This window comes from Lentibacillus sp., assembly GCF_035301925.1.
Classification (GTDB): Bacteria; Bacillota; Bacilli; order Bacillales; family Amphibacillaceae; genus Lentibacillus.
Genome location: NZ_DATGTI010000022.1, coordinates 1 through 23,914 on the forward strand (window position 1 = coordinate 1; position 23,914 = coordinate 23,914).

Annotated in this window: 22 protein-coding genes; 15 read left to right on the plus strand and 7 right to left on the minus strand. The window is 45.3% G+C overall.

Going from position 1 to position 23,914, the window contains the following annotated elements; genetic code table 11:
* Nucleotides 1-1,021: dipeptidase (locus tag VK080_RS02200; protein WP_324223165.1), on the minus strand; the 1,021-nt coding region annotated here is incomplete at its 3' end.
* A gap of 361 nt (nt 1,022-1,382) precedes the next feature.
* Between VK080_RS02200 and VK080_RS02205 the strand changes: the two genes are divergently transcribed.
* The 3 genes from VK080_RS02205 to VK080_RS02215 all read left to right on the plus strand — a co-directional run bounded on the left by VK080_RS02205 (nt 1,383) and on the right by VK080_RS02215 (nt 4,472).
* The gene (locus VK080_RS02205) at nt 1,383-2,366 is read left to right on the plus strand and encodes a sodium:calcium antiporter (RefSeq protein WP_324223166.1); all 984 of its coding nucleotides are present in this window, start codon (nt 1,383-1,385) and stop codon (nt 2,364-2,366) included.
* Between the two features lie 265 nt (nt 2,367-2,631).
* On the plus strand, nt 2,632-3,348 hold the full coding sequence (locus VK080_RS02210; protein ID WP_324223167.1) for an FAD-dependent oxidoreductase: 717 nt from the start codon (nt 2,632-2,634) through the stop codon (nt 3,346-3,348).
* Between the two features lie 236 nt (nt 3,349-3,584).
* On the plus strand, nt 3,585-4,472 hold the full coding sequence (locus VK080_RS02215; RefSeq protein ID WP_324223168.1) for a DMT family transporter: 888 nt from the start codon (nt 3,585-3,587) through the stop codon (nt 4,470-4,472).
* A gap of 83 nt (nt 4,473-4,555) precedes the next feature.
* Here the strand turns inward: VK080_RS02215 and VK080_RS02220 are convergent, their stop codons facing one another.
* The 3 genes from VK080_RS02220 to VK080_RS02230 all read right to left on the minus strand — a co-directional run bounded on the left by VK080_RS02220 (nt 4,556) and on the right by VK080_RS02230 (nt 5,525).
* Nucleotides 4,556-5,005: a flavodoxin domain-containing protein gene (locus VK080_RS02220; protein WP_324223169.1), complete on the minus strand. Its 450-nt coding sequence runs from the start codon at nt 5,003-5,005 to the stop codon at nt 4,556-4,558.
* 107 nt (nt 5,006-5,112) lie between these two features.
* Nucleotides 5,113-5,274: a hypothetical protein gene (locus VK080_RS02225; RefSeq protein ID WP_324223170.1), complete on the minus strand. Its 162-nt coding sequence runs from the start codon at nt 5,272-5,274 to the stop codon at nt 5,113-5,115.
* The gene (locus VK080_RS02230) at nt 5,265-5,525 is read right to left on the minus strand and encodes a hypothetical protein (RefSeq protein WP_324223171.1); all 261 of its coding nucleotides are present in this window, start codon (nt 5,523-5,525) and stop codon (nt 5,265-5,267) included. Before VK080_RS02230 ends, VK080_RS02225 begins: the two co-directional genes overlap by 10 nt.
* Before the next feature lie 507 nt (nt 5,526-6,032).
* On the opposite strand from VK080_RS02230, the gene VK080_RS02235 reads away from it, so the two are divergent.
* Nucleotides 6,033-7,220, plus strand: a complete 1,188-nt coding sequence (locus VK080_RS02235) for a M24 family metallopeptidase (protein WP_324223172.1) — start codon at nt 6,033-6,035, stop codon at nt 7,218-7,220.
* Nucleotides 7,221-7,283: 63 nt separating this feature from the next.
* Here VK080_RS02235 and VK080_RS02240 read toward each other — a convergent pair whose 3' ends face one another.
* The gene (locus VK080_RS02240) at nt 7,284-8,270 is read right to left on the minus strand and encodes a D-glycerate dehydrogenase (RefSeq protein WP_324223173.1); all 987 of its coding nucleotides are present in this window, start codon (nt 8,268-8,270) and stop codon (nt 7,284-7,286) included.
* A gap of 202 nt (nt 8,271-8,472) precedes the next feature.
* Here VK080_RS02240 and VK080_RS02245 point away from each other — a divergent pair, with 202 nt between their 5' ends.
* From VK080_RS02245 to VK080_RS02295, 11 genes are all read left to right on the plus strand, one after another.
* A complete protein-coding gene (locus tag VK080_RS02245; RefSeq protein ID WP_324223174.1) occupies nt 8,473-9,156 on the plus strand; it encodes a GntR family transcriptional regulator in 684 nt (227 codons plus the stop codon).
* Between the two features lie 3 nt (nt 9,157-9,159).
* Complete coding sequence (gabT, locus tag VK080_RS02250) at nt 9,160-10,512, plus strand: 4-aminobutyrate--2-oxoglutarate transaminase (RefSeq protein WP_324223175.1); 1,353 nt, start codon at nt 9,160-9,162, stop codon at nt 10,510-10,512.
* Nucleotides 10,513-10,582: 70 nt separating this feature from the next.
* Entirely contained in the window at nt 10,583-12,025 is a 1,443-nt protein-coding gene (locus VK080_RS02255; RefSeq protein WP_324223176.1) for an NAD-dependent succinate-semialdehyde dehydrogenase, read from the plus strand.
* Nucleotides 12,026-12,058: 33 nt separating this feature from the next.
* A complete protein-coding gene (locus tag VK080_RS02260; protein ID WP_324223177.1) occupies nt 12,059-12,442 on the plus strand; it encodes a RidA family protein in 384 nt (127 codons plus the stop codon).
* A gap of 83 nt (nt 12,443-12,525) precedes the next feature.
* Nucleotides 12,526-13,740 carry a M20 metallopeptidase family protein gene (locus VK080_RS02265; protein ID WP_414672201.1) on the plus strand — a complete coding sequence of 405 codons (1,215 nt, stop codon included), beginning with the start codon at nt 12,526-12,528 and terminating at the stop codon, nt 13,738-13,740.
* 539 nt (nt 13,741-14,279) lie between these two features.
* Nucleotides 14,280-15,269, plus strand: coding sequence for a pyridoxal-phosphate dependent enzyme (locus VK080_RS02270; protein WP_324223178.1), 990 nt, complete (start codon nt 14,280-14,282; stop codon nt 15,267-15,269).
* A 206-nt stretch (nt 15,270-15,475) separates the two neighbouring features.
* Nucleotides 15,476-16,330 carry a D-amino-acid transaminase gene (dat, locus tag VK080_RS02275; protein ID WP_324223179.1) on the plus strand — a complete coding sequence of 285 codons (855 nt, stop codon included), beginning with the start codon at nt 15,476-15,478 and terminating at the stop codon, nt 16,328-16,330.
* Between the two features lie 67 nt (nt 16,331-16,397).
* Nucleotides 16,398-17,567: an alanine racemase gene (gene alr / locus VK080_RS02280; RefSeq protein ID WP_324223180.1), complete on the plus strand. Its 1,170-nt coding sequence runs from the start codon at nt 16,398-16,400 to the stop codon at nt 17,565-17,567.
* A gap of 21 nt (nt 17,568-17,588) precedes the next feature.
* Entirely contained in the window at nt 17,589-19,136 is a 1,548-nt protein-coding gene (locus VK080_RS02285; protein WP_324223181.1) for a Na+/H+ antiporter NhaC family protein, read from the plus strand.
* Between the two features lie 424 nt (nt 19,137-19,560).
* Nucleotides 19,561-20,388, plus strand: a complete 828-nt coding sequence (locus VK080_RS02290) for an aldo/keto reductase (protein WP_324223182.1) — start codon at nt 19,561-19,563, stop codon at nt 20,386-20,388.
* Nucleotides 20,389-20,605: 217 nt separating this feature from the next.
* The gene (locus tag VK080_RS02295; protein WP_324223183.1) at nt 20,606-22,162 is read left to right on the plus strand and encodes an AbgT family transporter; all 1,557 of its coding nucleotides are present in this window, start codon (nt 20,606-20,608) and stop codon (nt 22,160-22,162) included.
* A 242-nt stretch (nt 22,163-22,404) separates the two neighbouring features.
* Here the strand turns inward: VK080_RS02295 and VK080_RS02300 are convergent, their stop codons facing one another.
* Nucleotides 22,405-23,250, minus strand: a complete 846-nt coding sequence (locus tag VK080_RS02300) for a phosphosulfolactate synthase (protein ID WP_324223184.1) — start codon at nt 23,248-23,250, stop codon at nt 22,405-22,407.
* Nucleotides 23,243-23,914, minus strand: a 672-nt coding sequence (locus VK080_RS02305; protein WP_414672202.1) for an MmgE/PrpD family protein, incomplete at its 5' end; no start/stop codon positions are given. The genes VK080_RS02300 and VK080_RS02305, both read right to left, overlap by 8 nt.

Genomic DNA, 23,914 nt, shown 5'->3' on the forward strand with positions numbered 1-23,914 from the left:
ACCAATTTCCATACGCGATCTTTTGCAGTTCATCATCATGGAACCCATGCGCTTTCAAACGATCGATCAGTTTCGGCAGCCCTGTTACATCCTTTAATGGGTCAGGGACGGTTGTGCCGTCAAAATCCGATCCGAGTGCCACATGCTCAACACCGAATTTTTCAGCGATGTATGCCACATGCCGGACAATTTCATTGAGTGAAATGTCTGTTCCGAGACCGCCATCTTCACGCAGCATGTTGACTGCATAGTTGATACCTGCCACACCGTTTGACTCGGCGATGGCTGATAGTTGCTTGTCTGTCAGGTTGCGGGCGATTGGGCTGAGAGCATGTGCATTGGAATGGGTTGCCACAAGTGGTGCGTCGGTGAGGTCGGCAACATCCCAAAACCCTTTTTCATTAAGATGGGTGTTATCAATCATAATCCCCAGCTTGTTGCATTCCCGGACGAGTGCTTTTCCTGCATCAGTCAGTCCCGCTCCAGTATCGGGCGATGATGGGTAGCGGAACGGCACACCTTCTCCATAAATATTCGGCCGGCTCCAGACAATGCCTAGAGACCTCAGTCCGGCTTGATACAGTACATGAAGCGCATCAAAATCAGTATCGATCGCTTCAGCCCCTTCGATATGAAAAATGGCAGCCATGATGTCATGATCCAGACAATACCTCAAATCTTGAGCCGATCGGACGATTTTCATTTGGCCCTGTGATGCCGCTTCAAGATGGAATAACTTTGAGGCCAGGGCGTTTGTGAATGTTAAAGCACGTTCCTGGCTGACTTGCGGCGGCAGCGGCACATCATAGCCATCCTCTGTTAAATAATCTTCCGGCCCAGCCGTAACATCTTTATTCGGTGTAAATACCGCAAAAAAACCACCGCCCAATCCACCTTTTTTAGCGCGGGGAAAATCAATGTGTCCTGCAGAACTTTCCTCGAAAAAAGAAGGCGGATTATCGGACATGTGCAATCTGAGCAGTGTATCATTATGTCCGTCGAAAATTGGAAATTTGATCATGTGTGGTCTCTCCTTTGTTTTCTGACCTTTTTGTTTTATCATATCATACTGCATTATTGTTTTTAATAAAGCGTCTCTTTTTACGACAATCGAATTCAAACCCTAAAAAGGGGCATGTTCTATCAAAAATTTTTTTGGCTGACATGTCCCTTTTTCAGTGAAACTTTCGATTATAATAGTGAGAGGAACGATTCCTGTTCAGATTGATATCCTGTCATATCGATATTCGGGATAGAGACGGGACAAGGTGCCTGTTCCTATGTGACAATTCCCTGACATAACATCATCAATTATCTTTAAAATGTTCGTTTTAGGGTAGAGTATAGGCATGGACAAGTTTCCTCGGTAAGGAGTTGTTACGTTGGTTTTTGTATGGTTTATATTAGCCGCTGCGGTGACTGTTTATACTGCAATGAAATTATCCGAGTATGCTGATGTGATAAGTGAAAAAACGGCAATGGGTGGCATGCTTGTCGGGACGATTTTGCTGGCAGGTGCGACATCATTGCCGGAAGTGACAACGAGTTTTTCAGCTGTTATTATTGATAATGTTGATATAGCAGTCGGGAACATGCTTGGTTCCAATGTTTTTAATGTGTTTATTCTTGCAGCGTTTGATTTGTACTATAGAAGGCACAGGCTATTTCATCTTGCAAGCAATAATCATAAATATACCGCATTTTTGGGCTTACTTTTGATGATTCTTGTATCCATGGCGCTAGTAATCCGTGTTGATTATACCGTTTTCGGAATTGGTGTGGATGCATGGCTGATCATGTTTGTTTATATTGCCGGAATGGCAGTTATCAGCAAAATGCCGGCACCTTCCGTCAGTGAAGAGGAAACACAACAAGCAGCTGCGAGTAAAGAATCTGTTTCTGTCAAACATGCTGTTATCGGGTTTATCATTGCGGCCATATTTATCCTCGGGGCTGGTACACTGCTCTCGGTCACCGGTGATCAGATAGCTGTTGTTACCGGTCTGGGATCCAGTTTTATCGGCAGTTTCCTCATTGCAGCGACAACCTCACTTCCGGAAGGTGTTTCTGTTTTCTCGGCATTACGGTTAAAAAATGCTAATTTGGCAATCGGGGCGATTCTTGGCAGCAATATGTTAAATATGTTCATACTTGCGGCTTCAGATGTTGTTTATCAAAAAGGTTCAATTTTGGCTGATGCATCTGTATCACACCTCATATCTGCTATTGGCGGATCATTACTTGTTGCTGTGATCATTTGGTCGTTTATGCGCAAACGTTCGGCATCCTTATCGGCTTACAGCATCCCTTCGATTATTACGGTCATCGGTTATTTTATCGTACAGTATCTGATTTTTAACAGCTGAGTAAGATCCCGTCTGCAGGAACTAGTATCAGCTGCCCGTTCACTTCAACTTAACAAGCAGTAAGTTCCGGATGTAAAAAAATTTATGGTATCATAGATTGTGGGACGGAGAAACTGCCCGTAAATACTCCATTCTGTTGCCTGCATGATGCAAGTCACAAGGCGTTGCCACAGGACATGGCGTTCTTAGCCTTTGTTCCCCTTCTTCAGTGGGGAAATGCACCCCGCTGAATGACATTTCACTATGCGAAAGGGAGTGGAAAAATATGTCTAAGCAAACCATCAAACTGTTGCGTAAGGATAAAATAGCGGATGATACGATGGCGTTTTACTGGGAAATGCCAGAAGGGTTTGAATTCAAGGCCGGACAGTTCGGCGATTTCACGCTGATTAACCCGGATGAAACAGATGATAAAGGAAACAGTAGAGAGTTTTCCTTTGTACATGCGCCATCAGAGAATGAACTGGTTACAGCGACACGCATGCGTGATTCGGCGTATAAACGGGAACTGGAAAAATTGCCGGAAGGTGCAGAAGTGGAATTTGACGGTCCGATTGGCAACTTCAAACTGCACAAAACAGAATCGACTCCGGCTGTTTTCATTATTGGCGGCATTGGCATTACACCGATCCGAAGCATGATTGCCGAAGCAACAAAGCAGCAGACATCACATAATATGACGCTGCTTTACGCCAACAGCAAACCGAAAGATGCACCATTCCTTGAAGACTTCCGGGCGTTTGAGAAAGAGAACCCGAATTTCAAATTTGTTCCGGTCATGACACAGGCTGATTCGGATGAATGGAACGGGGAAAGCGGCTATATTGATGCGGATATGTTAAAACGGTATGTGTCTGATGTGAGTGAACCAATTTATTACCTTTCCGGGCCTGGTGATATGGTCAATGCGATGTATGATATGCTTGTTGAGGCCGGTGCGAATGAGGACAATATTCGTGCTGAGGCGTTTTACGGGTATTAATGCGAGTATTTCATAAATATGGTGATGAAACTATCATGGTGGCGTGAACCATGATAGTTTTTGCTATCTTGTTTGGCAGGTGTTTATGCTGATCCCGAAATTCATAGGAAAATCCCGAAGTTCACGCTCGATGCGCCGAAGTTCACAAATCAAACGACATTTGTAATACGCCATATAAATGAATCTACTTTTTTTCGATTTCATATTTACATAGATGGACGACAGGAGGGCTGGATATGAACAAAAAAGCCTTTGTCATGGCATTTATAACAATCATTATCTGGGGTTCGACTTTTGCTGCCATTCGTGCGAGTCTGCATGGGGGCTATAGTTCCGGGCATCTGGTGCTGACGAGGTTTCTGATCGCATCGGGTGCCTTCATCCTTTATGCTTTGTGGCCCGGTACAAAATTCAGGCTGCCGGAGAAACAGGATCTCTTCAAAATTCTTGTTCTCGGTTGGATCGGTATCAGTATCTATCATACCGGGATTACGTTTGGCGAGCAGACGGTTGGAGCTGGCGCAACAGCAATGATTGTTGCCTCGGCACCAATATTCACGGCGATCATCGCCATTTTTGCGTTGAATGAGTACCCGAGTTTCTTTGGATGGATAGGACTTGGCGTTGGTTTTATCGGTATTTTTCTGATCACACTTGGTACGGCAGGGGCGGGTTTTAATATTTCTTCAGGAGCATTATTAATCGTTATGGCAACGATTGCCACATCAATCTTTTTTGTATTTCAGAAACCATTTCTGATCAAGTACCGGCCGATCGAATTGACAGCGTATTTCACGTGGGCCGGGACACTTCCGTTTTTCATTTTTTTACCCGGTCTGATACATGATCTTCAAAGCGCGACACTGGAAGCCCATTTATCAGCCATTTATGTTGGTATTTTTCCGGCAGCGATTGCTTATGTAACGTGGGCGATCGCACTTTCTTCAGGCAAGGCGGGTGCGGTGACGAGTATGATGTATATTGAGCCGGTTTTTGCCATTCTGGTCGCCTGGATTTGGCTCCAGGAATTGCCCAGTTTACTGTCTGTTGCCGGCGGAGTGATTGCGATATCAAGTGTTATCCTCGTCAATATATTCGAACGGAAGCGACGTGTATCCAGCTAGCAGGTGCACGTCGGCCTTTTTAATGAATAAAACGCGAATTCCACGATTGATTTCAAACGGAATTCGCGCTTGTTTATGGCTTGTCAATCCACTTTTTGATTCAGTACGGCATCTGCAAATTGTATGCCATGCTCGATGTCTTTATCGTCCGGCTCAAGTTCAAATTTAAACTTCTCTTCATAAACGGTTGCACCGCGTTCTTTTGCTTTGGAGGCAAGGGTATCAATTGCCGGTCCATATATATCATAATAGGAGTCACATGATCCGAAAACACCGACCGTTTTGCCGGTAAGGTCAACATCATCCATGTCGAAATAGAAATCTTCCACTTCAAACGGAATATCGTCATCCCATGAATAAGAGCCAAACAGGATACTGTCAAACTCTTCCATGCGGCTTGCATCAATCGGATCGAGATCAAACGATTTATGTGACACCTCATGTCCTTGTTCTTTCAAGTGTTCGGTCATTTCTTCAGCCATTATTTCGGTGCTGCCTGTCAGACTCGCATACAGTACCAGAACATTAGCCATATGAAATCATCTCCTTCAACATAACTGCCTGTCTTTATTATACCTTTTAGTGAGAAATGTTTTCAATTAAAACATGACACCTTTTTGAACATTTCAGGCTAACGGTGCTAGTCGATTGATTGATAAAATTCCTTGAGAAACGCCATATCAATCCAATCATGTGTTACTTCATAATAACGATAACTGATTAAAACTTTTTCCCCGAAGATAACCATATAGTTTGTCTGATCATTATCATATAAATAAACCATGCTTCCGTTCATTGGCAATTCCGATGGCTCGTCGCCCCTGATTTTTTTATAATCTTTCGTGTCAAAGTATTGAAGGAATACCTGTATTTTTGGCGGTCGGTGGTTGTTCGATAGCTGCTGTCGTTGGGCATGGATAGTTCCAGTTTCGTTACGTTGTCCGGGTTCACCTCCAGTATATCAGTAAACTTTTGCACACCCCAGTCAGCCTGCATGAGAAAGGATAGCAATCCGGTTGCTACAATAATGGTGATAAACGCGATTTTCTTCAAAGTGCTCACATCCCGGATAAAATTGGTCTCACTTGTAGTATAAATGTTGCAACTAATTTGTCCTTGATACAGATCAATTTTTCATTTAACAATATGTCATAGATTCAAAATATGATGTTTACCAGCACCATTTATAAATCTTCGCAGTAAACACATCATGACAGGTTTTAAAAGACTAGGTCATTGGGAATTGTAAACCAATTGACCACTGCTGAATATGCGGTTTGGCTTTAAGCAGCCTTCATTTCTGTTTTTTGATAAATATTTTAAATTGTTGCAATAAATAATTGACACCGGAAAAGTCCGTGAATATAATATAATTAAGCAATTGTCGACAATCGACAGACCAGTCCATTAGTACGAACTGTCATACTTCAAAACACAGCTTTTTTCTGCTAATTCTCCAACTATCATCACTAAAGCAATGCTTCACGACGACAATCTGGCAACTATTAGTAAGCGCTTCCAAAAAAGATATGAGCAAGCACGATGGGGGAGGGATATACTTTGTTAACATTTCCGATTTCAGAATTTCAGGAGCGGCTTAACAAAACAAAGCAGCGGATGGCTGATGCCGGGGTTGATCTGCTGATGGTAACCGATCCGGCTAACATGAACTATTTGACCGGATATGATGCATGGTCATTTTATGTTCATCAGATGCTTATTGTTATCATTGATCAGGATCAGCCGGTTTGGATTGGCCGCGAACAGGATGCAAATGCGGCGTTGCACACAACCTGGCTGGAAGAAAATTATATCATTCCATATGGTGATCATTATGTTCAGTCTTCAGAAAGACATCCGATGGACTTTATATGTGATGTCCTGAAAGAAAAGAACTGTGACCATAAAACAATTGCCGTCGAAATGGATGCTTACTATTTTACGGCGAAGAGCTATATGCAACTGACACAAGGATTACCGAACGCTACCTTTAAAGACGGTACGAATATGGTCAATTGGGTGCGGATAATCAAGTCCGATAGAGAGATTTCCTACCTTAAACAGGCTGCCAGGATTTCCGAAAATGCCATGCAAGTTGCTTTTGATATGCTTGATGAAGGGGTCAGGGAATGCGATGTTGTCGCCGAAATATCACACGCACAAATAAGCGGAACAGAGGATTTTGGCGGTGACTACCCATCTATTGTTCCATTGCTTCCGACAGGGGAAAAGACCTCTGCATCGCATTTGACATGGACCGATGACAGGTTTCAGCATGGCGATCCGGTCATCATCGAATTGGCCGGCTGTTATCGGCGTTATCATTCACCGCTTGCACGGACCGCCGTTATCGGCAGACCTTCAGAGGAGATGCAGTATGTTTCAGATGTCGTCCTTGAAGGTATTAATACAACATTGGACGCGGTAAAACCGGGTGTCACCTGTGAAGAGCTGGAAAGTGTCTGGCGCCGTGTTATTGAGAAAAGCGGTATCAAAAAAGAATCGCGGATGGGATATTCGGTGGGGCTTAACTATCCACCGGACTGGGGAGAGCATACAGCAAGCCTTAGACCGCAAGACCGCACCGTTCTTGAACCAAATATGACATTTCATCTGATACCAGGTATTTGGATGGATAATATGGGGGTTGAAATCAGCGAATCATTCCGGGTGACCGAAACAGGTGTTGAAGTTCTCGCCGAATTTCCGCGTGAGCTGATGATAAAACCGAATATCCGGCTTGCCTGAATCTGTAAACACTTTTGTGTAGACAGCCGTACCAGTTAGGTGTGGTACGGCTGTTTTAATGTGTTATTCTATTTTCTCGAAAGCGGCTGGATTGACTAGATTTGGCGGCCTTTTTCCGTTCAATCCGGCTTCAAGGTTTTCTGCTGCTAGTTCTGACATGGCCAGCTCCGTTTCGTGAGTGGACGAGCCGATATGTGGTGTGGTCACGACATTTTTCATGTTTAATAGCGGATTATCGGGTTCAATTGGTTCATTTTCAAATACGTCAAGTCCGGCAGCGGTAATGTCGCCATTCTTGAGTGCTTCAATCAGATCCTGTTCGACAATCGTTTTGCCGCGGGAGCCATTGATGAAGATAGCTGATTTTTTCATCTTCTGAAATTCACGTTTCCCAATCATTCCCTCGGTTTCAGGTGTCAGCGGGGTGATCATACAAACAAAATCGGATTCTTCAAGCAATTGATCAAGTGTACGGTACGCGGCATTGAATGTTTGCTCGGCATCAGGCTTCCGGGTGCGGCTGTGGTATAAAATATCCATGTCAAAACCGAAATGGCCCCTTTGTGCGATGGCTTTACCGATCCGTCCCATCCCAATGATGCCAAGCGTTTTGTGGTGAATATTGATCCCATAGTGTTCGCTTCCAACGGCTTCTGTCTGCCACTCACCGTTTTTGACAAATTGGTCCAATTCCGGTATGCGCCGGGCAGTGGCGGCAAGAATTCCAAACACCGTATCGGCGACGGTATCGGTCAGGACTCCGGGTGTGTTGGTTCCCATAATCTGACGCTTTGTCATTTCATCCAAGTCCAGGTTATTGTAGCCGACCGAAACGTTGCTGATCACTTTCAGGTTTGGTCCATTGTCGAGCAATTCAGCGTCGACGGGCAATTCAAGTCCGATGATTCCTTCTGATTCACTTAAATGCTCCAGGAATTCCGGGTCGTTTTTTGTATCGATGTTTTTAAAGAAACGGACATCGTACTTTTTCTTCAAATCGTCCAGAACGGGTTTCTCTACACGGTTGTACGCAATGATTTTTTTCTTCACGTCAAAACCTCCATTTCTCATTGAAAGTCAAATAGACTGTTTCTTTAAAAATAGACGTAAATTAACGTTAAGTCAATTAATTTCAAATTATCAAAATTCCGGTTGACAATGACACATAACTAAATTAAGATAGCGTTAAGATGTTCTTTGTCGACAATCGACATAAAACAATTAAGAACACTACAGAAAGGAGCAATTGGTTTTGCAGTCGTCTGATCATAACGCCATTATGCAAAAACCATTAAGTGAACTGATTGCAGATCAGCTTAAGCGGAAAATCTGGAATGAGGACATTCAGTTCGGCGAGCGCCTCTTGGAAACAGAGCTTGCAGACAGTTATGATGTCAGCCGCAGTACTATCAGGGAAGCATTGAAGATTTTGGAGAGTGAAGAGCTCGTTGTCAGTCAGGCAAGAAAAGGAACCTATGTGGCTGATTTCACTGATCAGGATGCGGGCGAAATGATCGAACTGCGAACATTGATTGAATCACATGCTTTTATGCAGGCGATGTCGCGGCTCGAGTCTGAACATATCAAGAAATTAGAAGGAATTGTGGGGCAGATGAAAGAGAAGGCAAATGAAAAAGACTGGAATGGCTTGTTTGATCTTGATATGCAATTTCACAGTTATGTTGTGGGGTTATGCGGCAATTCAAGAATTATCAAAATTTATGATTCTCTGCAAGTGCAGATCAGAACATTTCTCATGCATCTTGACAAGTACTATTCAAGTCCACGGGCATTTTATGATGAGCACAAGCAATTGCTTGAAGCATTAGTCTCGAATGATAAACATACAGTGAATAGAAGAGTAAAGGAGCATATTGAATATGTCGAGACGAAGCTTCTTGGGCAAAATAATTATAAGCAATTTGAGGAGGTATAATACATGAACAAACAATTTGCCAATGTTAAAACCGAATTGCCGGGTCCAAAGGCAAAGGAGCTCCTTGATCGCAGGCATAGTGCCGTACCGCATGGTGTCAGTTACGGTACACCAACATTTGTTGCGTCTGCAAAAGGAGCGCTTCTTAAGGACATTGATGGGAATCAGTTTATCGACTTCGCTGGTGCAATCGGCGTCAATAATGTGGGGCACAGCCATGATACCGTTGTAAGTGCTTTACAAGACCAGGCGCCAAAATACATTCATACCGGGTTCAATGTCATGATGTATGACCCGTATATTGAGCTGGCCGAAAAACTGGCCGAACTGTCGCCGGGCAGTTTTGACAAAAAAGTGATGTTTCTGAACAGCGGTGCAGAGGCGAATGAAAATGCCGTTAAAATTGCCCGCAAATATACGGGACGGCAGGCCGTTGTTTCAGTCACCGGTGGGTTTCACGGACGGACGTTGCTGGCGATGTCGATGACCGGGAAAATCAAACCGTACAAATATGAATATGGCCCATTTGCGCCGGAAGTGTATCATGCACCATTTCCGTACAATTACCGCCGTCCGGAAGAAATGAGTGAAGAAGCTTATACGGATGAGCTGCTCAGACGTGTGAAGGACTTTTTCGTTACGGAAGTCGATCCAACCCAGGTAGCGGCATTCATTATGGAGCCGGTACAAGGTGAAAGCGGCTTTATCATTCCGAATAAAAAATTCGTTCAAGGGGTATATGAACTGTGCAAGCAGCATGGCATTCTGTTTATCGCCGATGAAATCCAGACAGGGTTTGGGCGGACCGGCAAATATTTTGCGATGGACCATTTCGGCGTGGCACCGGATATGGTGACCGTTTCCAAATCGATGGCTGCCGGGTTGCCGATCAGTGGCATCATTGGCCGGCAGGAAGTGATGGATTTCGCCAATCCGGGTGAATTAGGCGGTACTTATTGCGGTACGCCGCTTGGCTGCCGTGCCGGATTAGCAGTGCTGGAAGTTATGGAAAAAGAAAACCTGAATGATCGTGCGATTAAGATCGGTGAAAAAGTCATGGATAAGTTCAGTAAGATGTATGACCGGTTTGATGCGATCGGTGATTACCGCGGGCTTGGTGCCATGTGCGCACTTGAATTTGTCAAGGACCGCGATACAAAAGAACCGGACAAAGAAATGGTTGGCCGGGTGCTTAAAGAAGCCCGTGAGCGGGGTGTGATTGCGTTGAATGCCGGGGTCTTTGACAATGTCGTCCGCCTGCTGATGCCGCTCGTGATTACTGATGAGCAGCTTGAGGAAGGACTTGACATTCTGGAAGAGGCTATTGAAGCAGCGACAGCCAGTGTAAACGTTTAAGAAAGGCCTGTAAACCGGAAAGGAAATCTATTAATCTTAGTCTGCTAATTAATGAGGGGAGTGACGTGAAATGACAGTTAAAACTGATAACTATTTAATGAATATCAACGGTGAATGGGTAGGCAATGAACTTGACGTGTTAGATGTCGTGAATCCAGCTAACGGTGAAGTCGTCGGTACGGTGCCGTATGGCGGTGAAAAAGAGGCTGAGCAGGCAGTTGATGCTGCATATGAAGCTTTTCAGTCATGGTCTTGCCTGACAGCCCATGACCGGGCGGGCTACCTGAAAAAACTGAACCAGCTGATGCTTGAAAATGTGGAAGAACTTGCACAATTGATGACGATTGAAATGGGCAAACCGATTCATGAATCAAGGGGCGAGGTTAAATACGCTGCTTCCTTCATTGAATGGTTTGCTGAAGAAGGTAAACGGATTTACGGGGAAACGATTCCGACACACGCAGCCGGCAAGCGACTCCAAGTGTGGAAAAAGCCGGTCGGTGTCGTCGCGGCGATTACACCATGGAATTTTCCGGCGGCCATGCTGACACGTAAAATGGGACCGGCGCTCGCATCAGGTTGCACGATCATTATGAAGCCGTCCAGCGAAAGCCCGCTGACTGCTGTCAAGCTGATGGAACTGTGTGAGCAGGCCGGTTTTCCAAAAGGTGTTATCAACCTTGTAACCGGTTCTTCCTCCAAAATTGCCAAAGTGGTCATGGAAAACAGTAAAGTCCGTAAAGTGACTTTTACCGGATCAACGGAGGTCGGCAAAACGCTGATCCGCCAGAGTGCTGACCAGGTAAAAAAACTGTCACTGGAGCTTGGCGGCCATGCACCGCTGATTGTACTTGATGATGCGGATGTTGATTTGGCTGTCAAAGGAACCATCGCCTCCAAGTTCCGTAACGCCGGCCAGACATGTATCTGTGCCAATCGGGTGTATGTCCAGGAAGGTGTTTATGATGAATTTGTCGATAAGCTGTCCAAAAAAGTACAGGAATTGAAAGTTGGCGATGGTATGGATGAATCGGTCGATATCGGCCCGCTGATTAACCAGGACGGTCTGGATAAAGTGAAACGCCACGTAGAGGATGCTGCCTCCAAAGGGGCAGAAGTGGTAACCGGCGGAGAAGCGATCACGGAATATGGCGGTGTGTTTTACGAGCCGACTGTTGTCAAAGACGTGGATCAATCAATGGACGTCATGCAGGAAGAAACATTCGGGCCGGTGACACCGGTTGAAAAAATCACATCCGACGATGAAGCGGCAAAAATGGCTAATGACACGCCATATGGCCTGGCAGCTTATGTCTTTACGGAAAATGTCTCCCGAGGCACACAGCTGATTGAAAAACTGGACTTTGGCATTGTCGGCTGGAATGATGGCGGTCCATCTGCGGCCCAAGTACCGTTCGGAGGTATGAAGGAAAGCGGTATCGGCCGAGAAGGTGGTCATGAAGGCATTGAGGAATTTGTTGAATCGCAATACGTATCGATTGGCATGACGTAACGCCTGAGAGAGAAAAGGAAGGGAGGTTCCCAAGTGAAAGAAGTCATCCATACGTTAAATGCGCCACAACCAAGCGGACCATATTCACAGGGGGTCAAAACCGAATCGTTTATTTTTGTATCCGGTCAGGATGGTGTCAAGGCAAACGGCGTATCGCCTGGTGCTTCAATTGCTGCACAGACGGCTGCTAGTCTGGATAGCATCAAACATATACTGGCCGAAAAGAAGGCGGGATTATCAGATTTGGTATACGTGATGTGTCATTTATCCAATTTAAATGAAGAAACGGTCCGGGAATTCAACGAAGCATATGCATCTTATTTCAAAGATGTTGCGGTAAAACCAGCACGCATCACAATCGGCAGCCAGCTGCTGGAAACAGACGTAGAAATAACGGGTATCGCTTCTGTTGATTGATTGGGAAAGGAATCGGCTATTTTGTCGATTCCCTTCTCGTCTCATTTGATAGTTTGATGGGCGCTGTGTCAGGGGGGATCAATTTGGCGGTGACTTATAACGCTATACAAACAGGTGCTCAGGCACTGTTTGATCAGTTGCGAAATTGGCGCCGGCATTTCCATCGCTATCCGGAGTTAAGCTTTCAGGAAGTGGAAACGTCACGATTTATCGCTGAAACGCTGAAAAAAATCCCAGGGATGCAAGTGGATACCGAAGTGGGCTATCCGACAGCCATAACGGGAAAGCTTTCTTCCGGAAACGGCCCGACCGTTGCGATTCGGGCGGATATGGATGCCTTGCCGATTCAGGAAGCGAACGAATGTGATTACAAATCAGGACATGAAGGGATCATGCATGCATGCGGCCATGATGCTCATTCGGCAGTCGGTCTGGGTGTTGCAAATTTAATAGGTGAATTGTTCCAAAGCGGCGAACTGGAAGGTACGGTTAAATTTCTGTTTCAGCCTGCTGAGGAAATGGCAGATGCACATGGATCGACAGGGGCACCCTATATGATCAAAGCAGGTGCTTTGGAAGATGCTGATTGTGTGCTTGCGCTCCACATGAGCCCTGAAGATCAAGTCGGCGAGGTTAAGGTACATGATGGCTACAGCATGGCAAATGTCGATGTATTTGAAGCGGACGTTTATGGAAGTGGCGGCCATGGTGCCTATCCACACCTGGGAAAAGACCCGGTTTGGATGCTTGGTCCGGTATTACAGACACTGCATGGGATTGTCGCACGTCGGGTATCACCGCTTGATTCCGCAGTCATAAGCGTTGGCAGCATTCAAAGCGGGGCCGCCAGCAACGTGATACCATCTGAAGTTCATGTGAAGGGAACAATTAGAAGTTATCACCCTGATGTCCGGGAATTACTGCACAATGAATTGGATAAAGCTTTTTCTGTCGCCAGGGCTTTGGATGGTGATTATCAATTAACGATAAAGCCTGAAGATCCCGCCCTGTATAATGACCCAAATGTGAATCGTGAAATCAGGCAAACTATCAAAGCTCTTTACCCTGATTTTTCTATACTTGATAAACCATTTGGGTTAGGGGGCGAAGACTTTGCCCACATGACGCGCACTGTACCCGGGGCGATGTTTTTCCTCGGCTGTGCAGTGGGGGACGATAAAACACGTGATCTTCATACACCACACTTTGATATTGATGAAAACGTATTGCCGATTGGCGTATCGATTTTGGCCGAAACTGCAAGGCGGATTTTGACCGGAAAAAGGCTTGAACGATAAGCTGTTGCATCATTCGTGTGTCTTTCGCGCGATAATATGATAGATTCGCGCAGCAATGGCTTCCAATCGCGCGATAACGGGCTTAAATCGCGCGGCAGCATCACTAATTCGCGCAATAACGGCCAAAAATCGCGCGGTAGGCCGGATAATTCGCACGACAACATCAAAAATTCGTGCAATGATGTGGCAAAATCACGCGGCGGTATCATGATTTCGCGCGATAAGCGGTTCAGATCGTGCAGCAACAACTAATCCGTATGGTAACCAGTGGTACCGAGTTATGCGGGATGGGCTTGAACACGTGCGAGAGTAGCGTCAACACGTGCGGGAACGGTTCTAAGTCGTGCGACAACCGCTCTAACTCGTGCGGGAGCAGTGCAAAGTCGTGCGACAACTGCCTAAAGTCGTGCGAGAGCGGCGCAGAGATGTGCGATAACAGTACCAACTCGTGCAACAGCCAGCATAACATGTGCGAAAACAACTCGATTTAACACGCAAATCCATTTAAATCACCCTAGTTAAAGCCAAGGGGGGATAGCATGACAGTAAAATCAGTCACCCAGCGTAATGTCTGGGAGGCCAAGCAGCGTATCTCGTCGATTGTTTCAAAGTCACCGTTGATTTATTCTGATAAACTATCAGAATATGCAGGGATACCGATTCACTTAAAGCTTGAAAATCTTAATGTCACCAACTCGTTTAAAATCAGGGGCGCGACCAATAAGATTCTGAGCTTATCACCGGAAGAAAGGGCACTTGGTGTGACAACATTTTCGACAGGCAATTTCGGGTTGAGTGTTGCCTATGTTGCGAAACAACTCGGTATTAAGGCGATCATTTGTATATCAAACCGGGTACCAAAAGCAAAAGTAGACGTACTGAAGCGTTCTGGTGCACAAATCGAAATATACGGCGCGTCGCAGGATGATGCTGAGCAGCGCAGTTATCAATTGGAAAAAGAGCATGGCCTGACTGTTGTCCATCCATTTGACGATCCTCATATCATCGCCGGTCAAGGCACCATTGGACTTGAATTGTTGGCGGATGTCCCTTCAGTTGATACGGTTATCGGCGGTTTATCAGGTGGCGGCCTGCATTCCGGATTGGGTGTTGCATTGAAATCGGCTAATTCGGACATCCAGGTTGTCGGCGTATCAACAGCAAGGGGTCCCGCGATGTATGAAAGCATCCAAAAAGGAAAACCGGTTGTGGTGGAAGAACAGGATACACTGGCAGATAGTCTGCTGGGCGGAATCGGTTTGGATAATCGCTATACGTTCAATATGGTTCAGCAATATGTTGATGACATCCTGCTGCTTGAAGATGATCAGATCGCACAGGGGATGGCTTTCATGCTGGATCAACACCGAATGATGGTGGAAGGCGCAGCAGCTTCTGGTATCGGGGCTATTTTGAATAACCGCATTAAGCTGGGATCACATGCGGTTGTTGTGATCAGCGGCTGCAGTGTTGATACAGCAACCATTATGGACATTATGGCTCAGTATGCTGATGCGATTCCGCAATAGTTCACCCGCCTTAATGATCAGTAACCCGCCAAAAAATAGCAGCTAATCACACCTGAATGCCCGATTCTGCTCGGGTCTGCGTGAAGCACGTCACAAAGGCGTTGCAACAGGGACGCCCGAGTGCTTAGCCTTTGTTCTTGTTTTCATTGAGAGGGGAAAACATGCCCACTGAATGAAGTTTCACTTTACTTAGAGGAGGTTTTTACATGAGTAAGATGTTATATAATGATGCGATTATGGAGCGGGATAATGTGGTTGATATAGAAGACCGCGCTTATCAGTTCGGTGATGGTGTCTATGAAGTGATTGGTGTATATGACGGTGAGCCGCTGATGATGGATGAACATATGGAGCGCCTGGAAAGAAGTGCCCGGGAACTTCGGCTGACATTACCGGTTTCAACCACTGAATTAAAAAATAATCTGGAGAAGCTGGTGGAAGCGAATGGACTGCAAGAAGGCATCATTTATATGCAAGTATCACGTGGTATTGCTTCGCGTGAGCATGAGTTTCCAAATCCCGAAACACCAGCCGTGACAGTTGCCTATACACGTGAAGAGGTGCGGCAGTCAGATGTCGAGGACGAGGGAAGACCTGCAGTGCTTGTAGAAGATATCCGTTGGCTGCGCTGTGATATTAAAACGCTCAACCTGCTCCCTAACGTGATGGCTAAACAAAAGGCGGTTGAGAATAACGCTGTTGAAGCGATTTTACATCGTGGAGATATTGTGACGGAAGCGAGTGCATCGAATGTATTTATGGTCAAAAACGGAGAGCTTTATACACATCCGGCCGACAATTATATTTTAAACGGCATCACGAGACGAAAAATCATTCAATTATGTGACGAATTGGATTTAAAAGTGAATGAACAAACGTATACAGTCAATGACTTGCTGAATGCAGATGAAGTTTTCATTTCAGCCACGAAACTGGACATTATTCCGATTTTAAGAGTGGATGATCAGACAATCGGCGATGGAAAGCCCGGCAAGATTACAAAACAAGTTTTACAGTCGTTCCGGTCACTCTATCAAAAAAGTGTCAGAAACAAGGTGTGATGGGGATTAACCAATACTGCCCGTCAGTTCCAATCGTATGATGCTTTAAAAAGGGAGGGGCTGTCTTTTGTCACATCCGTCAACATTAACGTCGTATAGTCCGACGGTCGCGGAAGTGGATCTTGGTGCATTACAGGAGAATGTCAGGGCGATCAAAGGCTTTACAGACAAAAGCAGGCTTATGGCAGTCATCAAAACAAACGCCTATGGACACGGGATTGTACCAGTCGGGCATGCAGCTGTCCAGGGCGGAGCCGATTGCCTTGGTGTGACAACGGTAGAGGAAGGTGCGCTGCTTCGGGAGGACGGTATCGATGTTCCCATTCACATTTTGAGTTCGATTATGAGCGAACGGGCCAGAGATGCCGTCACATATGATTTGACTGCATCCGTATCCTCACTTGGGCTGGCAAATGCCCTGAGCAGGGAAGCGGTAAGGCAGGAAAAAACGCATCCGGTCCATTTGAAAATAGATACCGGCCTTCACCGGTTTGGCATTCAGCCCGAAAAAACAATCGAATTTTGCCGATCAGCGTATGATTTGCCAGGACTGGAATGGGAAGGCATTTACACCCATTTTTCCAGTGCTGATGAAGGTGAATGGGAGACGACTGAAGAACAATTTGCTTTATTTATGAAGACGATAGCAACATTAGCTGAGCATGGCTATTATTTTCCGATTCGCCATGCCGGGGCTTCGACCATTGCAATTGAACGAAAAGATATGCATTTGGATATGGTCAGAACCGGGATCGCATTATTTGGCTATCCCCCCGAGCGCCGCCAAATAAGCATGATCTCACTAAAGCCGGTCATGGAGCTGAAATCCCGCATTATACATGTGCGTGAACTTCCCCCGGATACACCTGTTGGATATGGCGGCACCTATGTCACAAGAGGCTATGAAAAAATCGCTGTTGTACCGATTGGCCATGGGGACGGCTATCATCGTGCCCTGTCCAACAATGGTGAAATGCTTGTCCATGGCAAACGTGCCGGAATTATCGGTGAGGTCTCATTGGATCAAACATTGATTGATGTAACCGGTATACCGGATGTGAACGAAGGAGACGAGGTTATCTTAATGGGCACGCAAGCTGGTGATTCTATTTCTGCACGTGAAGTGGCCGGCTGGATGGGCAGCATTGTTGACGAAGTATTGGCAGGACTAAAAGAAAGGGTTGAAAGAAAATACAAGGACGTATATAATTATGATAAATATCTGAAAATTAAATAAAATAATAAAGGGGAGAATACAATGGACTTCTTATCCGTTATACCACCAATTGTTGCCGTCGCACTGGCCATCGTTACCAAACGGGTGTTACTGTCGCTGTTCATCAGTATTTGGGTTGGCGGTTTAATTGCGGCAGGCGGTGATCCGTTTGCAGCCGTCAGTATTACGTTCACATGGATGAAAGACGTTATGATCGATCCCTGGAATGCCCGGTTCCTCGTGATGACCGCATTGCTCGGCTGTGGTGCCGCATTCATGTTTAAGAATGGCGGGTCACAAGGCCTTATCAATGTATTGGAAAAGAGATTGACCACAGCCAAAAGAGTTCAGTTTTTATCGTACTTCTTAGGACTTATCATCTTCTTCAATGACTACGTGAACTCGGTCATTGTTGGAAACGCCTCAAAAGACATCTCTGCTAAACATAAAATCTCGAGGGAAAAATTATCATATGTACTTGACTCAACCTCTGCACCCATTGCGACGATCGGACCTGTGTCAGACTGGATTGGATTCCAGGTATCACTGATCGCTGGTGCGTTTGCAAGTCTCAGTATTGTCGGTTTGGAGCCATACTTCGCCTTTTTACAATCAATCCCGTGGAATTTTTATGCCATCCTATGCCTGCTGGCTGTCCCGATGATTATTGCCGGGAAAGATTTCGGCCCGATGGCAAAAGCTGAAGAACGGACACAAAAAACGGGCAAGCTGATACCGGATGGTTCAACGCCCCTGTCGTCAGTTGATCAGGATTTGGGAGAACCGCATAAAAAAGAGGGAAGTGTCTGGAACTTTATTCTGCCACTGGTGGCACTGATTTCAGTGAGTATGTGGGGCCTCTGGTATTCAGGCGGCGGACCAGAAGGAAATTCAATCATGGACGCGCTTGCTGATACAGATGTGTCCGTAGCTTTGACATGGGGTGCCTTTGCCATGACACTGGTAGGACTCATCCAGGCTCTTGTTCAAGGTATGGGCTTTAAGGAATGTGAAGATACATTGCTTGGCGGTGTACGAACGATGCTGCCGGCATTGATTATTATCATACTGGCCTGGTCAATCGGAACTGTGACTTCTGAGCTTGGCACGGCTGAATTTGTCGTTAGTGCAACAGAAAGCTGGATGACAGCAGCACTCTTGCCATTCCTGATTTTCATCATTGCTATGTTTATTTCATTTGCCACCGGTACGTCATGGGGCACGATGTCAATTTTGACACCGATTGCAATCCCGCTTGCGTTTACATTTGGCGGTGAAGAACTGATTCCGATTGCCATCGGGGCTATTTTTGCCGGAGCCATATTCGGTGATCACGTTTCGCCGATTTCGGATACAACGGTTATGGCTTCCATTTTTGCCGAATCAGACCACATCGCTCATGTTAATACACAAGCACCATATGCACTCGTGCCGGCCGGTATTGCGGGCGGTTTGTATTTAATCTATTCTTTGATTGGAAGTAGCATTGTACTATTGATAGCCGGTGTAGTTGTTCAATTTTTCCTGCTGCGCTATTTGGGAAACCGGCATGCGAGAAAATATGCGACGGCAGAAGACAGGATTGCTTAATTTAGTGAAGGATTAAGATACAATAACGAAACATATTAATCCCTGGTGCAGGGAGCCAATGTCAGTAACGCATCAAGAAGTAGTGCTGACATCAATGACTTATTTGTAGAAAGATAAAAAAGATACAAAAACAAAAAGTTGTAAGGTTATTATTGTCATTTTTAACGTTTTCATTTGGCTCCTTCTTATGCTGCAGATGTACGGGTTTGAAATTTTAGTAATTCAATAATGAACATTCTTTGTTTTGAAAAGCCTGCATCTTCGTGAAGGGATGCAGGCTTTATTCATCATCAACAACATTCAATAGCGTCCCACTGACTCTAATTTTATTAAAAAATAGATCGTTTATAAGTGCTGTTCCCTTTTTGTATGGAAACGATAGATTGTTGTATAATGGGAAAAACATTAAATGGAGGGAATAGTCATGATTCGAAATCTCCAGGACACGGTCACATTAAACAACGGTGTTAAAATGCCTGGATTCGGTTTAGGTGTTTACAAAGTTGACGATGGTGACGTTACCGTTGAATCCGTAAAAGCGGCCTTGAAAAATGGCTACCGGAGCATTGATACAGCCTCTTTTTATGACAACGAAAGAGGTGTCGGGCAGGGCATAAAAGAATCCGGTGTTCCAAGAGATGACATTTTTGTTACTTCAAAAGTCTGGAATGATGAGCAAGGCTATGAAAATACATTGCAGGCGTTTGAGGAAAGTCTTGAAAAACTTGGATTGGATTACCTTGACTTATACCTGATTCACTGGCCTGTCAAAGGAAAGTATAAAGATACATGGAAGGCAATGGAAACGCTATATGAAGAAGGGAAAGTCCGTGCGATAGGTGTCAGCAATTTCCATATTCACCACCTAAAAGATCTGATGGCAGACAGCAAGGTAAAACCTGTCGTTGATCAGGTGGAATATCATCCGCACCTGACACAGGAAAAGTTGAAAGCATTTTGCGAGCAGGAAAATATCCAGCTTGAAGCCTGGTCCCCGCTGAAAAAAGGCAGGCTGCTGGACGAGCCGGTCATTGCCGGACTTGCTGACAAATACGGTAAAACCAGTGCACAAATTATATTGCGCTGGGATGTGCAAAATAATGTCATTACGATTCCAAAATCAACGCATGAACACCGAATAAAAGAAAATGCGGCTATCTTTGATTTTGAACTGACTGATGAGGAAATGAAACAGATCAGCAATCTGAACAAAGATGACCGTACAGGGACGAATCCGGATAGTTTTGATTAAAAAAAGGAGAGTTGTATCTCCTTTTTTTTATGTTAGTCATTAATGGATAATTCAGATACTTTTTATTAAGTGAATTACAAAAGAAATTTTACTTTTCCTACTTATCATTTATGTGTTTAAATTTTTGACTGTACACTTTATAATGATATCTATCATTGTAATTTTTTACGATACTCTTCAGAATATTATCTACAGTACAGCAAGAAAGGAGTATTTGATGGACAAGCAGAAGAAAGGGATTTTTCAGCGTTTTTTGGATGGGATAGAATTTATCGGAAATAAATTACCTCATCCGGTTACATTATTCGCAATTTTAGCATTAATTGTTCTTGTGCTTTCAGCTGCTTTACAGCCTTTAGGTATCAGTGTTGAGCATCCTGGTGAAGAAGGTGAAATGGTTGAAATTAAGAACTTATTGAATGCTGAAGGACTTCAATACATTTTTGGCAGTATGACTGATAACTTTATCGGGTTTGCGCCGCTTGGTGTTGTCCTTGTAACCATGCTTGGTATTGGTGTAGCAGAACGCACAGGTTTAATTAGTGCATTGCTCAGAGGTTTTGTCTTATCAGTACCGAGACGTTTTATTACGCTTGGGCTTGTTTTTGCGGGTGTTATGTCCAGTGTGGCATCAGATGCAGGGTATGTTGTGCTGCCGCCGCTTGGTGCATTAATCTTTGCAGCAATGGGCAGACATCCATTGGCAGGTCTGGCTGCAGCCTTTGCAGGTGTTTCCGCCGGCTTCAGTGCTAACCTGGTATTATCAGGTACAGATGTCATGCTTGGTGAGTTGACGATTCAGGCAGCGTCGGTTATTGATCCGGCATACGCTGAAACAATGAATATCGCCATGAACTGGTTTTTTATTGCTGCCTCTGTCTTCTTGTTGACATTGATTGGCACGTGGGTGACAGAACGTATTGTCGTGCCTCGCTTAGGTGAATATAAAGGGGAAAATGGAGATGCCGAAGCAAATGAAGACCAGCTTGAAGGACTCAAGCCAGTTGAAAAGAAAGGTCTGATTTGGGCTGGTGTCTCACTGGCTATTGGTCTGGTATTGACGGCATTGCTGGTTCTTCCTCCAAACGCTCCTTTGCAAGGAACAGAAGGCAATTATATGGATCGGATCATCCAGTCACCATTCATGAGTTCGCTGGTGCCGATCATTGCCATTTTGTTCTTGCTGCCGGGGCTGGTTTATGGAAAGGTTACAAAAGTCATCCGCAACGATAAGGATGTTGCAGCACAAATGTCTGATACGATGGCGTCTATGGGGATGTTTATTGTCCTTGCTTTTACGGCCGGTCAATTTGTTGCTTATTTTAACGAGTCAAACATGGGCACAGTTCTTGGTGTCTACGGAGCAGAATTTTTGGACAGTATCAATCTGACAGGTGTTCCGCTGATTTTAATGTTTGTCCTGATTACAGGATTTATTAATTTGTTCATAGGAAGTGCATCAGCAAAGTGGGCCATGATGGCACCAATATTTGTGCCGATCATGATGCAGCTGGGTTATTCACCTGAATTGACCCAAATGGCTTACCGTGTAGCTGACTCCAGCACCAATATCATTACACCATTGATGACATACTTTGCTGTTATTATTGCGTTTGCACAAAAGTATGATAAGAAAGTTGGTATTGGGACGATGGTTTCCACCATGCTTCCATACTCACTATACTTCCTGGTTGGATGGACGCTCATGCTGGTTGTATGGATGCTGCTCGGCATTCCACTTGGACCAGGTTCACCAATCGAATATGGCGGATAATGCAAAAGTCCTTTCACTCCCAGGCTGGGTGGAAGGATTTTTAATGTCGTTAATGCATCTGCTAGTCTCCCAAGATCGCGCAATGTCCGGCCTGAATCACGTGACACCCGTCGCAATTCGCGCAACCACCGGCCAAAATCGTGCGACCCCCACCGCAATTCGCGCGACAAACCCTCATTTCCGCGCAACAGCAGTTTTGCCGCAGCAAAAAACAACCGGGCATTCAAATTGCCCGGTTGTCTTTAGCCTGCAGTTGATGATTCATCTTCATTAAACGTAATGACACGGCCCCATAAGTCTTTCGTTCCCCAGATACCGCGGCGGAGAACTTCCAGCTGGACGATCTGGCTATGGTCGACGAATACGTTTACTTCCGGACCATAGTTTTTAATATACCATTCGAATACATCCGGGTCGGCTGCTTCGAACATGACATTTTCAGTGCCAAGTTCACGGGCGAACTGGGTAGCGATCTCCGTGCGCCATTCGTTTACACTTTCGGTTATGCCTTCTGATTCAATCATCAGCATATAGGCGCCGGCATCGAGGCAACGCTTGCCGACTTCAATCGCCTGTGATGGGTCAGTGATGCCTTCTGCTTCATTTTGTTCGGCTGTGTTGGTGCCGCCTGCCCCGAATTGGACGCCGATTTCCGGCTTGGCGAGTAGCCCTTTTTTCTGAACTTTTTCAACCAGACGCACAATGTCATCGGTTGGCATGGTGATAAACCCGGTTGAAATTTCGATGATGTCGAAGCCGAGTCGCTTACACTCATCAAGATAATGGTCAACTGCTTCAGACCCTTGCGTCAGAACGGTTTCCATAAACCCGCCTGTTGAGACTTTCACGTCATATTCGTGAGCGAGATCAAGCAGTTCACGCAGTTTGTCTTCCGGATACAAAGTGAACGATCCACCCGAAAATTTCAGGATATCTACATAATCACCCATCGTCTCCAGGATATCGCGAAGGTAATTAGTGCCCATGACCGCATAGTATGGGCCGCGGATTTCAGTAAGGCCTTTGTTGCGCGGTTTTTCCTGACGGCTGTTCATCCGTATTTTTTGGAAAGCTCTTTGGTTACGCATATGATTCATCCTCCTTAAGTTTAATCTCACCAAGCAATTCCGTTAGTTCGCTGACTTGCACATTTTCCAGGTTTTGAATGGTGTCTGCGATTTTGCGGGCCAGTTCGCTGTCGATCCCCCGGGTCAGTCCATTATATTTTTCCATCAGGACATCCCAGCTGGCCGGCTGTGTTTTAAAGCCTTGATAATCGCGTTTTTCAATCTCAAAAGTCTGTCCGTCATTTGTTTCCAATTCAATCCGGCAGGCCATTTCGTCCGGGAACCGGCTGCTGTAGTCTTCATCAGGTTTGACATCGACTTTTTGCAGCAGATTCTGGATGTCGTCACGTTTGATACGTTCAGGTTCATATTGTTCAGGCATGACCTGACCGTCCAGATAAGCGGCCGCGAGCATATACGGCAAGGAGTGGTCGGCTTCTTCTTTATAGCGGATCCTTTTTTTGCCGCCTTCTTCACCGCCGCCAATGATGTTGTAGGCAACATCAAACGTGGTGAGACGGATTTCTTTAATATCATCCGGTTTAATATTTTCACGGTCACGCAGTTCAAGCAGCCCTTCAATGGATGATTGTGAATGAATTTCGGCATTGAAGCGTTTGATGATCGTATCGGTGACGCGTTCGAGATCTTCTTTTTCCCAATCAATGGCAAATCCGTCTGCAAT

Excerpts from the sequence above, each read along its gene's own strand:
- VK080_RS02270 (WP_324223178.1), top strand. The coding sequence starts at position 14,280 with ATGACAGTAAAATCAGTCACCCAGCGTAATGTCTGGGAGGCCAAGCAG.
- dat (WP_324223179.1), top strand. The coding sequence starts at position 15,476 with ATGAGTAAGATGTTATATAATGATGCGATTATGGAGCGGGATAATGTG.
- VK080_RS02255 (WP_324223176.1), top strand. The coding sequence starts at position 10,583 with ATGACAGTTAAAACTGATAACTATTTAATGAATATCAACGGTGAATGG.
- VK080_RS02300 (WP_324223184.1), bottom strand. The coding sequence starts at position 23,250 with ATGCGTAACCAAAGAGCTTTCCAAAAAATACGGATGAACAGCCGTCAG.
- VK080_RS02290 (WP_324223182.1), top strand. The coding sequence starts at position 19,561 with ATGATTCGAAATCTCCAGGACACGGTCACATTAAACAACGGTGTTAAA.
- VK080_RS02210 (WP_324223167.1), top strand. The coding sequence starts at position 2,632 with ATGTCTAAGCAAACCATCAAACTGTTGCGTAAGGATAAAATAGCGGAT.
- VK080_RS02285 (WP_324223181.1), top strand. The coding sequence starts at position 17,589 with ATGGACTTCTTATCCGTTATACCACCAATTGTTGCCGTCGCACTGGCC.
- VK080_RS02220 (WP_324223169.1), bottom strand. The coding sequence starts at position 5,005 with ATGGCTAATGTTCTGGTACTGTATGCGAGTCTGACAGGCAGCACCGAA.
- VK080_RS02215 (WP_324223168.1), top strand. The coding sequence starts at position 3,585 with ATGAACAAAAAAGCCTTTGTCATGGCATTTATAACAATCATTATCTGG.
- VK080_RS02295 (WP_324223183.1), top strand. The coding sequence starts at position 20,606 with ATGGACAAGCAGAAGAAAGGGATTTTTCAGCGTTTTTTGGATGGGATA.
- gabT (WP_324223175.1), top strand. The coding sequence starts at position 9,160 with ATGAACAAACAATTTGCCAATGTTAAAACCGAATTGCCGGGTCCAAAG.